At 63.8% G+C, this 12,035-nt stretch carries 15 protein-coding genes and 1 riboswitch; of the genes, 7 read left to right on the top strand and 8 right to left on the bottom strand.

Features of this window, described 5'->3' with window-relative positions; genetic code table 11:
• Positions 1 to 121: 121 nt before the first annotated feature.
• From R3X27_RS13265 to R3X27_RS13255, 3 genes are all read right to left on the bottom strand, one after another.
• Positions 122 to 346, bottom strand: a complete 225-nt coding sequence (locus R3X27_RS13265) for a hypothetical protein (RefSeq protein WP_317709343.1) — start codon at positions 344 to 346, stop codon at positions 122 to 124.
• A gap of 17 nt (positions 347 to 363) precedes the next feature.
• Positions 364 to 834, bottom strand: coding sequence for a hypothetical protein (locus tag R3X27_RS13260; RefSeq protein WP_317709342.1), 471 nt, complete (start codon positions 832 to 834; stop codon positions 364 to 366).
• 144 nt (positions 835 to 978) lie between these two features.
• On the bottom strand, positions 979 to 1,506 hold the full coding sequence (locus R3X27_RS13255; RefSeq protein WP_317709341.1) for a c-type cytochrome: 528 nt from the start codon (positions 1,504 to 1,506) through the stop codon (positions 979 to 981).
• 124 nt (positions 1,507 to 1,630) lie between these two features.
• Between R3X27_RS13255 and R3X27_RS13250 the strand changes: the two genes are divergently transcribed.
• Entirely contained in the window at positions 1,631 to 2,470 is an 840-nt protein-coding gene (locus tag R3X27_RS13250) for a prephenate dehydratase (RefSeq protein ID WP_317709340.1), read from the top strand.
• 84 nt (positions 2,471 to 2,554) lie between these two features.
• Here R3X27_RS13250 and R3X27_RS13245 read toward each other — a convergent pair whose 3' ends face one another.
• Both R3X27_RS13245 and R3X27_RS13240 read right to left on the bottom strand, forming a co-directional pair.
• Positions 2,555 to 3,448 carry a DMT family transporter gene (locus tag R3X27_RS13245; protein ID WP_317709339.1) on the bottom strand — a complete coding sequence of 298 codons (894 nt, stop codon included), beginning with the start codon at positions 3,446 to 3,448 and terminating at the stop codon, positions 2,555 to 2,557.
• Between the two features lie 76 nt (positions 3,449 to 3,524).
• Positions 3,525 to 3,672: riboswitch (FMN riboswitch) on the bottom strand.
• A 187-nt stretch (positions 3,673 to 3,859) separates the two neighbouring features.
• Positions 3,860 to 4,351 (bottom strand): MarR family winged helix-turn-helix transcriptional regulator, encoded by a 492-nt coding sequence (locus tag R3X27_RS13240; protein WP_317709338.1) that lies wholly within the window; start codon positions 4,349 to 4,351, stop codon positions 3,860 to 3,862.
• 135 nt (positions 4,352 to 4,486) lie between these two features.
• On the opposite strand from R3X27_RS13240, the gene R3X27_RS13235 reads away from it, so the two are divergent.
• From R3X27_RS13235 to zapE, 5 genes are all read left to right on the top strand, one after another.
• On the top strand, positions 4,487 to 5,437 hold the full coding sequence (locus R3X27_RS13235; protein ID WP_317709337.1) for an MBL fold metallo-hydrolase: 951 nt from the start codon (positions 4,487 to 4,489) through the stop codon (positions 5,435 to 5,437).
• Positions 5,438 to 5,457: 20 nt separating this feature from the next.
• Complete coding sequence (locus tag R3X27_RS13230; RefSeq protein WP_317709336.1) at positions 5,458 to 7,080, top strand: FAD-dependent oxidoreductase; 1,623 nt, start codon at positions 5,458 to 5,460, stop codon at positions 7,078 to 7,080.
• Positions 7,077 to 7,277: a DUF2783 domain-containing protein gene (locus R3X27_RS13225; protein WP_317709335.1), complete on the top strand. Its 201-nt coding sequence runs from the start codon at positions 7,077 to 7,079 to the stop codon at positions 7,275 to 7,277. Before R3X27_RS13230 ends, R3X27_RS13225 begins: the two co-directional genes overlap by 4 nt.
• A complete protein-coding gene (gene maiA / locus R3X27_RS13220; RefSeq protein ID WP_317709334.1) occupies positions 7,274 to 7,906 on the top strand; it encodes a maleylacetoacetate isomerase in 633 nt (210 codons plus the stop codon). Before R3X27_RS13225 ends, maiA begins: the two co-directional genes overlap by 4 nt.
• Positions 7,907 to 8,114: 208 nt before the next feature.
• The gene (zapE, locus tag R3X27_RS13215; RefSeq protein WP_317709333.1) at positions 8,115 to 9,215 is read left to right on the top strand and encodes a cell division protein ZapE; all 1,101 of its coding nucleotides are present in this window, start codon (positions 8,115 to 8,117) and stop codon (positions 9,213 to 9,215) included.
• Here zapE and R3X27_RS13210 read toward each other — a convergent pair.
• The 3 genes from R3X27_RS13210 to R3X27_RS13200 are packed head-to-tail and all read right to left on the bottom strand — an operon-like array spanning position 9,122 to position 11,541.
• Positions 9,122 to 9,799 (bottom strand): TIGR04282 family arsenosugar biosynthesis glycosyltransferase, encoded by a 678-nt coding sequence (locus tag R3X27_RS13210; RefSeq protein WP_317709332.1) that lies wholly within the window; start codon positions 9,797 to 9,799, stop codon positions 9,122 to 9,124. The two genes, zapE and R3X27_RS13210, sit on opposite strands and share 94 nt — an antisense overlap.
• Before the next feature lie 5 nt (positions 9,800 to 9,804).
• Complete coding sequence (gene dapE, locus R3X27_RS13205; RefSeq protein ID WP_317709331.1) at positions 9,805 to 10,950, bottom strand: succinyl-diaminopimelate desuccinylase; 1,146 nt, start codon at positions 10,948 to 10,950, stop codon at positions 9,805 to 9,807.
• A 36-nt stretch (positions 10,951 to 10,986) separates the two neighbouring features.
• The gene (locus tag R3X27_RS13200) at positions 10,987 to 11,541 is read right to left on the bottom strand and encodes a thioesterase family protein (RefSeq protein WP_317709330.1); all 555 of its coding nucleotides are present in this window, start codon (positions 11,539 to 11,541) and stop codon (positions 10,987 to 10,989) included.
• Between the two features lie 137 nt (positions 11,542 to 11,678).
• Here R3X27_RS13200 and R3X27_RS13195 point away from each other — a divergent pair, with 137 nt between their 5' ends.
• On the top strand, positions 11,679 to 11,966 hold the full coding sequence (locus tag R3X27_RS13195) for a YggT family protein (RefSeq protein ID WP_317709329.1): 288 nt from the start codon (positions 11,679 to 11,681) through the stop codon (positions 11,964 to 11,966).
• The last annotated feature ends 69 nt before the right edge of the window (positions 11,967 to 12,035 follow it).

Here is a 12,035-nt window from a genome sequence, read left to right as displayed (position 1 = left end):
GGCTCGCGGGGAACAAGGCGAGATTGTGTGAACTTGCGTGAACGACGGTTACCGGTCGCGCCGCGGAGGCCGGGAACGGGAGGCGCGCGCGATGCCGTGGACGCTCCGGCTCGCCGGTCGCCTATTCCCGTCGGTTCACGAGTTGCGCATATGGCGGAAGGTTCGGCTGAACGCGCACCGCCTCCTCATAGGCCGCTTCGAGTTCCTCCGCCGCCGTCTCGTAATCGACCAGCAACAGCTCATCGCCGGGCACGACATTCTCGTCCGTCAGACGCCGCAGCCGCCGGATCTCCGTCTCGATGGCCTGCACCGCCATTACCAGCGTCCAACCGCCAATCTCGGGCATATCTTTCCTCCCGGCGCCTAGCGTGCCAGCTCGGTCTTCCGCACAACCGCGTTGCGCGCGAGATTATCCAGCGCGGCCCGGTAGGCCGGCAGGCTCATCCGACCGCGCGGAACGATAACATAGCGCCGTCCCTGCCGCCGGCCGTCACGGCTCACCTGGACTCGGCGACTGCGTTCGACGACCAGGGAATCGGGAATGACCGTTCCCTCCGGCAGATCGAAATAGCGCCAGCCGATAAAACCATACCAGCCCGTCTGATCGAACAGCACCGTGCCGCCATCGCAATCGACGATGGTTTCCTCGCCCATGGCAAAGACGGTCATGTCGGCCCGACGGGTCCATTCCCGGCCGTTCCTGTCCAGATGCGTCTCCGCCTCGAGGCGCGGGTAAAGAACGCCATCGACAGCTGGCTCCTCCCGGGAATCCGGATCGGAATTCGAACTTCCGTCGATGATTGCCCGATAAAGATTTGTACTCGTCCGAGTCACATGGCTACCCCGCTAGCATTTCGCCAAGCTACAGGTGCCCGCGGTGCGCGGTCAATGTCGAGTACGCCGGATAGGCCAACCCAAGAAAAGACCCCCCGGAGCCATCGCTCCGGAGGGTCGAATTCGTGCCGCCATTGCGCCTGATCAGCCTTCCGGAGTCTCCAGGAAGGCAATGATGTTGGCGCGATCTTCGGGCTTCTTGAAGCCGGCGAAGGACATCTTGTTGCCCGGGGCAAAGCCTTTCGGGTCAGCCAGGTAGCCGTCGAGGTTTTCCGGCGTCCAGGTATCGACCACCTCGGCCAGCGCTCCGGAATAGCCCGAGAAACTGTCCACGGCTTCCACCGGACGATTCACGATCTGGTAGAGCGACGGGCCGGTGGCGTTGGCACCGTCTTCCAGCTTGTGGCAGGCTTGGCATTTCTTCCAGAGCTTCTCGCCCTTGCCGATATCAGCACTGGCCAGCAGCGTGGCGAGATCGACCGGTTCGGCCTCTTCCTCTGCTGCGGCGTCACCGTCCCCGGTATCAATCACATAGGCCTGCGCATGCTCATCACCATGGCCACCGCCGCTGGTGTTATAGAGTCCGCCGGCGGCCCAGCCGGCAAGAAGAAGGACCAGCAGCGAACCACAAACGGCGCCGACGGTCTTGGTAAGTGTCATCGTGTCGAACATGTCGCATCCCGCTAAACAAACGTTTCGCGCATCTATCATGGTTCCGCCCCCTTCACGCAAGATGAAGTTTGACCAAAGTCCCGCCAAAAAGTCGCATCTTCTTGAATATGTCTGCGAAATACCAATGACCGACCGTCCTCGCATAGCCTTCCAGGGAGAGCTTGGTGCCTATTCGCACCAGGCCTGCCATGACGCGCGCCCCGATTATGATCCGTTGCCCTGCCATACATTCGAAGAAACCATCGAGGCAGTCCAATCCGGCAAGGCGGATCTCGCCATGCTGCCGGTGGAGAACACGACCTATGGGCGCGTGGCCGATATTCACCGTCTGCTGCCCGAGAGCGGGTTGCATATCATCGACGAGGCCTTCGTGCGGGTGCATATCTCGCTGATGGCGCTGCCCGGCGTGCATCTCGACGAGATCGAGGTGGTGCGGGCGCACCTGGTGCTGCTGCCACAATCGCGCGGATTCCTCGACCAACTGGGGATTCGCGGTGAAGCGGCGGCCGACAGTGCCGGCGCCGCCGCCGATATTGCCAAGAATGGGGAGCGCAACGTGGGGGCGCTGGCGTCGGACCTCGCGGCCGACACCTACGGGCTCAATATCCTCGCCCGGCATATCGAGGATCAGGACCACAACACGACGCGTTTCCTCATCATGTCGCGCGAGCCCAACATGACGCGACGCGGCGACGAGCAGATGATGACGACATTCGTGTTCCGGGTCCGCAACATACCGGCCGCCCTCTACAAGGCGATGGGCGGGTTTGCGACCAATGGCGTGAACATGACCAAGCTGGAAAGCTACATGGTCGACGGCTCCTTCACGGCGACGCAGTTCTACGCCGATATCGAAGGGCATCCGGAAGATCGTTCGGTCCAGCTCGCGCTGGAAGAACTGGAATACTTCACCGACCGGCTGGACGTCCTGGGCGTCTATCCGGCCGATCCGCGAAGGAACTGACGGGCAGGCTTTGGCACGGCGGCTTTTCGGCCGTCACCCCGTGCCATGCCCCAATACCTGAGAGCGGTTGAAAGCGACGGCCATTCACGCCGTCGCTTCGACCTCCCCCTCCTCTTGCAGCAGCAACCAGGACGACGCCCCGATTATCAGTGCCGCACCGATCCACAGGCTCCCCGGCGGGTAGAACCCGAAGACCGCCGCGCCCAGCAGCACGTTGAAGACCAGCTTCACATGATCGAAGGGCTGCAAATAGGCGGCATCCGCGAGACTGTAGGCCCGCGCGATGGCGTATTGCGCAAGTGCCGTCAGCAGCCCGGTCGAAAGGAGCAAAAGCCCCGACGTCCCGAAATCGAGCCCAAACCCGTCGCCCCATGCCACAGCCGCATTGACCGGTGTCAGAAGGAGCAGAAGGTAGACCGTGAGCGATTCTGGCGTCTCGCGCCAGGTGAGGAACTTGGTCACGACGGAGGAGGCCGCCCAGAACGCCGCCGCGCCTACCGGCAGCAACGCATGAGGTGTGAAAGCCTCCGACCACGGGGCGAGGATGACCATACCACCCGCGAACCCGACCGCGACCGCCGTCCAGCGTTGCGCGCTTGCGACCTCGCGCAGGAAGACCACGGCACCGATGGTGACGAACATGGGCGCCAGCATGATCAATGCAATGGCCTGCCAGATCGGCACATGCGCGAGCCCGGCGACCCAGAGCTGCACCCCTGCCGCCGCGAAACCGACCCGCAGCAGGTGCCAACCAAGCGCGCGCGTGCGGAGGGCGGCGATTCCATGGGCCCAGAGCCAGGGCAGCGAGAAACAGAAGGCGATGAGATATTGCCAGAAGGCGAGCCGGGCCGGGGCGATCCCCTGCACCATGGCACCATACTGGACCAGCGTGTTGACGGCGGCAAACAGCGCCCCCGCCGCGATCATGAAAAACGCACCGGCGGCCATGGGGCCGAATGCGTTGGGTATGCGAGTCATGGCGATGTCCTTTCTCTCCGCTCACGACTCAAGGCAGACAGGACAACGCGACCGGCCCCTGCGAGGGCAAGCCGATGTCCGCTCTCTTTCATCCGGACTTTAACCGTCGGCTCCGGCTTCTCACCGGATCTGCTGACCCTCCCCGGAAGGGAGGCGCTCGCGGGCTCGCGGCTCGGAGGCCACATACCGCCGGTGGGGAATTTCACCCCGCCCTGAGAACGACGCGGCCCGATCGGCCGCGCGCGCACTTTAATGCGCGGGGCTGGGAGAGACAATCCGCCGTGACATTTCGACCGGACGGGCGAGCTTCCCTCCCGTCGAACCGCATCGGAGATGCGCTCCGCCCGTCGGGGGTAGCGCCCGCTGCGCGGGCGCGGCTGCGCTTTGATCGCCGGTTTGTGCGAAGGTCAGTCAGGTCTCGACTTGCGCCAGATCCATACGCGAGCGCGGTACTGCCTTCGGATCCTCGTCCAGTTCGCCATGTAGCCGCTCCATCAGAGCGACCAGCGTCTCCTGCTCCGCCTCCGACAACCGCCCCAGAAGCCGCGCTTCGACCGCCAGGGCTTCCGGCACGATCCCGTCGAGCACTTTCCAGCCGGCCTTCGTCAGCGAGATCTCGACCAGCCGGTGATCTTCTGCCCCCGCTTCTTTGACCACAAGCCCCGCCGCTTCCAGCCGCGACACCGCACGGCTCACGCGCGGCTTTTCGAGGTTCACACAATTGTGGATCTCCCGCACCGACACCCGGTGACAGCGCGACAGATGCACGATGACCCGCCATTCCGGCAGAGACAGCCCGTATTTCTCGCCATAGACCAACGAGATCCGCTTGCTGATCCGCTCCGAGAGAACCGCAAGCCGATACGGCAGGAATTCGGACAGGTTGAACACATCACTTGCCATGGCGGCCTCCGTCGGATTTCGTTTCGATCGAAACGAGATTGACAATCGTTGCGACTGAAACGATATTCCGGTCAAATTAGCGCGCGCACCGGGGCAACGCAAGAATGGCGCCGGCGAAACAGGGAGGGGGCCCGGATGGCCAGGGAATTCGCATCCCAAGGGGATATGAGCGAGAAGACGATCAGCTTCACCGAGGTTGGCGAAGGGCTCTACGCCTTCACCGCCGAGGGGGATCCGAACTCGGGCGTGATCATCGGCGACGAGTCGGTGATGATCGTCGAGGCGCAGGCCACTCCGCGGCTGGCCAACAAGGTGATCGAAAAGGTCCGCGAGGTGACCGACAAGCCGATCACCCATATCGCGCTGACCCATTATCACGCCGTCCGCGTTCTTGGCGCCTCGGCCTTTGGCGCGCAACAGATCCTGATGTCGGATGCGGCGCGCGCCATGGTGGTAGAGCGTGGGCAGGAAGATTGGGACAGCGAGTTCCAGCGTTTCCCGCGCCTGTTCGAAGGCCATGAGAGCATTCCCGGCCTGACCTGGCCGACGACGAGCTTTACGGGTCGCATGTCGGTCTTTCTCGGCAAGCGCCGGGTCGACCTGATGCAGCTCGGCCGCGCTCATACGGCGGGTGACATGGTCATCCATGTGCCGGATCAGAACGTCATGTTTACCGGCGATATCGTCGAGTACCACTCTGCCTGCTATTGCGGCGACGGGCATTTCAAGGACTGGTCCGGGACACTCGACAACATCGCCGCCTATGACGTGGACGCCATCGCGCCGGGACGCGGCGACGCACTGGTGGGCAAGGCGATGGTCGGCAAGGCCATCGAGAACACGCGCGATTTCGTCCTTTCCACCTATCGTCCGGCGGCAAAGGTCGCAGCACGTGGAGGCTCTCTCAAGGACGCCTGGGACGCTGTTCGCGCGGAATGTGACCCGAAATTCGCCGATTACGCCATATACGAGCATTGCCTGCCCTTCAACGTCGCGCGCGCTTTTGACGAGGCTCGCGGCATCGATACCCCACGCATCTGGACCGCCGAACGCGACCTGGAAATGTGGGCCCAGCTTCAGGGCTGACCCGCATCATGGGGGGAGAGATGAAAAAAATCTTCGAGCAACCGCTCTACGGATATCAACGCAGCCCGGATCAGGGCTGCGCTCATGCCATTCGCCATCCGGTCGTGGTGATCGGCGCAGGTCCGATCGGGCTCGCGGCCGCAATCGATCTGGCACAGCAGGACGTGCCGGTCGTGGTGCTGGACGAGAATGACAAGGTGAGCTTCGGCTCCCGCGCCATCTGTTTCGCCAAGCGCCCGCTGGAGATCCTCGACCGGCTGGGCTGCGGCCAGCCGATGGTGGAGAAAGGCGTCGAATGGGAAACCGGCAAGGTCTTCTTCGAAGAGCGGCAGGTCTATGAGTTCAACCTGCTGCCGGAGGAAGGTCATGAGCGGCCGGCCTTCATCAATCTGCAGCAATACTATTTCGAGCAATATCTCGTGGAGCGGGTCCGGGAACTTGAAGCCGAGGGCAAGCCCATCGAGATCCGGGGCGGCAGCAAGGTCTTGCGGGTCGAGCAGACGCGAAACCACGTGGCACTGCTGGTCGACACGCCGGAGGGGGAATACGATCTCGAAGCCGAGTGGCTCATCGCCTGCGACGGCGCCGCTTCGCCAACCCGCGCGATGCTCGGGCTGGATTTCATCGGACGTGTCTTCGAAGACAATTTCCTCATCGCCGATGTGGTGATGGAGGCCGATTTCCCAACCGAACGCTGGTTCTGGTTCGACCCGCCCTTCAATCGCGGCCAGTCGGCGCTGCTGCACAAGCAGCCCGACGGGGTCTGGCGGATCGATCTCCAGCTCGGTTGGGACATCGACAAGGCCGAAGAGAAGAAGCCGGAAAACGTTATCCCCCGGCTCAAGGCGATGCTGGGCGAGGACGTGAAATTCGAGCTGGAATGGGTCTCGATCTACACGTTCCAATGTCGACGGATGGAGAAGTTCCGTCACGGCCGGGTGATCTTCGCCGGCGACAGCGCGCATCAGGTCTCGCCCTTCGGCGCACGCGGTGCCAATTCCGGGGTTCAGGACACGGATAACCTCGTCTGGAAGCTCAAGCTGGTGATGGACGGACTGGCGCCTGAAACCCTACTCGACAGCTATGATGCCGAACGCATCCAGGGGGCCGAAGAGAATATCCTCAACTCCTCCCGTTCCACCGATTTCATCACTCCAAAATCGGAGATGAGCCGGATCCTGCGCGACGCGGTTCTCGATCTGTCCGAGCATCATCCCTTCGCCCGTCCGCTGGTCAATTCCGGCCGCCTCTCGGTGCCCTGCACCCATGACGGCTCTCCGTTGAACACGCCCGACGCGCTGCCCGACGGCCCGGAACGCAGCCGCCCCGGCGCCCCCTGCCCCGACGCCCCGTTGGACGACGGCTTCCTGCTGCGCCAGATCGGCAATGGGTTCACGCTGCTCACGCTCGATTGCGACGCGCCCGACCGGCTGGACGTGGACGGCATCACACTGCGCCGTCTCGCGCTTTCGGCGACAGATGACCCGACCGGCGCGCTGGCGGAGCGCTATCTCGGCGGAGCGACCTCCGCGATCTACCTGATCCGTCCGGACCAACATGTCGTCGCCCGCTTCGACAGCTACGACGAAACCCGGCTCCGCTCGGCGCTGCGCAGGGCCTGCGCCAAGGAGATCCCGGCATGAGCGCCCTGATCCTGACTCCGAATATCGATGGCGCGGATGATTTCTACGCCGACCTCCTCGCCGCCCATGACGGGTTGAACAAGGCGGAAAGCGATGCGCTCAACGCCCGCCTCGTGCTGATCCTGGCCAACCATATCGGTGACCGGGAAACGCTCTCCGCCGCGTTGGAAGCGGCGCGCAAGACGGGGCCCGCATGAAGCTCCATTCCTATTGGCGCTCGACCACGTCCTACCGCGTTCGCATTGCGCTCAACCTCAAGGGGCTGACCTATGAAACCGTGCCGGTGGACCTTCTGTCCGGCGCGCAGCGCAGCCCGGCCTATCGTGCGTTGAACCCCGGCGCAGGCGTGCCGACACTGGAGCTCGCGGACGGGACGGTGCTGACGCAATCGCTCGCGATCCTCGACTATCTCGATCATCTCGTCCCGGAGCCGCCGCTCTTGCCCGCCGATCCTCTTGACCGAGCCCATGTGCAGGCAGCCGCCCATCTTGTTGCGTTGGACATCCACCCGGTGAACAACCTGCGCATCATCAACCGGCTCAAGACCGAACATGGCGTGGATAACGAGGCGGCAAAGGCCTGGATGCTTCACTGGATGGCAGAGGGGCTCGCCGCCTTCCAGCAGATGCTGCCAGCGAACACACGTTACTGTTTCGGGGACGCGCCAATGCTCGCCGATATCTGCCTCGTGGCGCAGCTCTACAATGCCCATCGCTGGGGACTCGACCTTGCCCCATTTGCACGGCTTTTGGAGATTGAACGGGACTTGCTCATATTGCCCGCATTCGACGCCGCCCGTCCCGAGAACCAGCCAGACGCACCATGACCCGCATCGGGGTGGACAACGTTCTCCCCTGATCCGCGAGACCGCCAGACGGCAACGGGGCCTTTGTTGACGCCTGTCGGGAATCCGTGGCCGCTTAGGTTATCGCCCCCCGAGAAGCCCCCTCGGGCCGGTCAGGATTCCATGCCGTGCTTCGCCTGCGACCGATGGCGGCTTCCAAATTCTGACAACCACGCCTAAACCGTCCCAAATGACCCGGACACTGATCGAAATCTACAATGACCGTGCCGCTGAAGGGCTGTTGACGCCTGACACGGCCCAGGCCGCTGCGCTGCCCGAGTTGGAGCGCGTACGGCACGAGTTGGCGCATCGCGCCACGGCGCAACCGAAGGTGAGCGGGTTGCGGGGGCTGTTCTCCAAACCCGTCGAGCCCGAGCCGGTGCGGGGGCTCTACCTCTGGGGCGGCGTTGGGCGCGGAAAGTCCATGTTGATGGACCTGTTCTTCGAAGCCGTGCGCACCCCGCGCAAGCGGCGCGTCCATTTCCACGCCTTCATGCAGGAGGTCCATTCCGGGCTGCACGAGGCGCGCAAGCGCAAGGTCAATGATGCGATCCTGCCGGTGGCCGACGAGGTGATCGCCCATGTCGACCTGCTCTGTTTCGACGAGATGCAGATCTCCGATATCGCCGACGCCATGATCGTGGGGCGGCTCTTCGAACGGCTCTTCGCCGCCGGAGTCGTGGTGGTCACCACCTCCAACCGAGTGCCGGACGATCTCTACAAGAACGGGCTGCAGCGCGACCTTTTCCTGCCTTTCATCGACATGATCAAGACGCGCATGGTCGTGCATGAGCTGGTGTCGGACACGGATTACCGGCAGGACAGGCTCGCGGGCTCACCGGTCTATTTCACGCCCAACGATCACAGCGCACGCGCGGCAATCCAGTCGGTCTGGGACGACCTCTCCGGCGGAGATGCGCCACCACTGGTGCTGACGGTCAAGGCGCGGCCGGTGGAGATCCCGGCCTTCCGAAACGGCGTGGCGCGGGCGGGCTTCTTCGATCTTTGCGGCGTCCCGCTCGGACCGGCGGATTACCTCGCAATCGCGGAGACCGCCAAGGTGCTGGTCCTGACGGATATTCCCTGCCTGGGGCGGTCGAACTTCAACGAGGCGAAGCGCTTCGTGACCCTGATCGACGCGCTCTACGAGGCGAAAGTGAAGCTGATCTGCACCGCAGCCGCCGAACCGGAAATGCTCTATCTCGAGGGGGAGGGAACCTTCGAATTCGAGCGCACTGCGAGTCGGTTGCGAGAAATGCAGGCGGCGGATTGGGGCGCGGGCGAGGGCTGACTGCGCAGGCGGTCAAGGTCTGCAACTGTGTCAATGTCATGCAACACGTCGGTAACGGCCACGCGGACCGGACCAAGGCTGCGCAAGGTGTCTTCCATGGCGTGGGGTGTCGACCAACGGACGTTTTCGAACAGCGCGGGCGGGACCGGGCGGCTGCGTTTCAGGCCGATCAGCCAGTAGCCGCCATCGGGCGCCGGGCCGAGCACCGCCTCATGCGTGCCGAGGGCGCGGAAGGCAGTGTCGATATGCCGGGATGTGACGCCGGGAATATCCGCGCCGATGATGAGGACCGGGCCGGGCGGTGCGGTGCGGAAGACGCGCTCCATCCGGTGGCCGAGATCGCCCGTTCCCTGAGGCAGACGTGGCAGATGCGGTGGCCAGATCCGCGAGGCGCGCCCCTCCCGATCCGGCGAGACGGCAAGCGTGAGCTGCCAACGCGGATCATCCAGCCGCCGCAGTAGCGCGGCGCATTGGTGGCGGAACCACCATGCGGCTGCCGTGGCGCCGATATCGCGACCCAGCCGGGTCTTCACCCGACCCGGACGCGGCTCCTTGAGCATGATGACGAGCTGCTGGCGGCGCATTTGTCTCAGGCGAAATAACTTTGCAGGATGCGGGTATAGATCGTCTTGAGCTGACCGATCTGCACTATGGAGACCCGCTCGTCGACCTGGTGCATCGTGCGCCCGACAAGGCCGAACTCGACCACCGGGCAGTGATTCTTGACGAAACGCGCATCCGATGTGCCGCCCGAGGTCGACAGGCCGGGAAGCCGTCCGGTTTCGGCCTCGACGGCCTTCGCGATGAGGTCGGAGAGCGGGCCAGGCGGGGTCAGAAAACTCTCGCCGGAGATCTTTGTCGTCATCGCGATTTCGAGATCGAACAGCGCGGCAACCTCCTGCGCCTGAGCGGCGAGCCATTCGGTGAGGCTGGCGCCGCTATGGGTGTCGTTGAATCGGATATTGACCACGGCGCGGCTGGTCCCGGGGATGACGTTGGTCGCTGCATTCCCGGTGTCGATATTGACCACGGCGAGAGTCGACGGGTCGAAATGCGCCGTACCGTCATCAAGCGTGTGCGCGGCCAGGCGGGCGGCCAGCGTGGCGATGGCGGCGACCGCGTTCCGGGCGCGGTCGGGATAGGCCGCATGCCCCTGGATGCCGGTCGCTTCAAACCAGGCGGTGATCGAGCCGCGCCGGCCAATCTTCATCATTTCTCCCATCTCGTCGGGGCAGGTCGGCTCGCCGACAAGGCAATGGGTCATCGCCTCGCCCTCTGCCTCCATCCAGTGGAGCAGGGCCACGGTGCCATCGGTCGCGTCGCCCTCCTCATCGCCGGTGATCGTCAGTAGAATCGCGCCATCGGGCGGGGTATCACGGACGAAATCCACCGCGGCGGCGGCAAAGGCGGCAACGCCGGATTTCATGTCTGTCGCGCCGCGTCCCCAAAGAAAGCCGTCTTTCTGCTCTGCGCCAAAGGGATCGACCGTCCAGGCCGCCGCATCGCCGACCGGGACGACATCAAGATGCCCATTGAAACCGAAGCTGCTGGCGTGGCCCTTCTCGCCCCAGCGGGCAAAAAGATTGGGCGTGCCATTGCGGTCAACTCGCGTACAGGCGAACCCGCCCTCGGTCAGCAAGGTTCCGAGCAAGTCGAGCGCCGATCCCGCTTCGGGCGTCACGCTGGGGCATCGGATCAGGTCGGCGGTCAGCTGGACGGGATCGGTCATGGGCACTCCTGTGAATCGCCCGATGGCCTAGCCGCTTTGGGCTCAGGCCGCAATCACGGTGCGCTGTTCCTGCATCGGCGGCCAGGGGCGCTTGTCCTCGGCCTCGATCCAGGCCCGGACCCAGTGGGGCAGCGTCGGGCTTTCGCCATCATGGCCAAAAGCCACCGCCACTCTCGCGGTCTCGACCAGCCCGTTGCGATCCGTTATCGCCATCCGCAGGAGCCCGTGCGAGGTGCAATCGCCCTTCCGCCACATCGACTGCTCGGCATAGAAGAACCGCTTGTCCCAGCCAATCATCCGGGACCGCAACCGATAGCGGTCAAAGGCGCGCACACGGCGGCGATACCGGACAGACGAGCCGGCCACGGTCCCGGCCCATCGGTTCTCCTGCATCACGGCCACCGCGCCCACGCGGAGAAACAGCCCGACACGGCCCATGTCATAGAGCGTCAATGCGCGTCCATTGTTGAGCTCCATCCAGGGGTCGATATCCCACGGCCAACAGATGTGATCGGCTTCATGGGTGCCGAGGAGCGGCAGGGGGTCGGCCTTGCGATTGCGGAAGCTCTCGCGGGCGAGGCGGAAAAACGGATACATGGGCAGCGGTCCTTTCGACCCCCGTCAACCGGATCTTTACCTTCACGTCAATATGAACATTGCGGCACCGGGGCAGTTGCACACACCCGCCTCGCGCCTTACATGCTTGCCCGACACGCCCATGACGGAGACCGAAGATGCTGGCGATCTATGATATCCTGAAACTGCTGCTGGACGTCGCCTTCTTCATCATGATCGTCCATATCATCATGAGCTGGCTGCTGAATTTCGGTGTGCTGAATTACGGCCAACCGACGGTTCGCGGCATCTGGGACGGGCTCAATCGCCTTCTGGAGCCGATCTACACGCCGGTTCGACGCATCCTGCCCGATACCCGGCCGCTCGATCTCGCTCCGCTGGCCGTCTTCATCTGCATCATCGTCCTGCGTGATATCCTGCTGCCGACGTTGTTCGGCCTCCGCTGAGCGGCCTTGTGAACAGATTCTTGGTGTGGGATGCTGCATCCAACAACGAGCAGTTAGAATAGCACCACG

It is taken from the genome of Tropicimonas sp. TH_r6, assembly GCF_033101155.1.
Taxonomy (GTDB): Bacteria; Pseudomonadota; Alphaproteobacteria; order Rhodobacterales; family Rhodobacteraceae; genus Tropicimonas.
The sequence above is the reverse complement of the archived record's forward strand: the minus strand, read 5'-3'. Positions and strand labels throughout refer to the sequence as shown.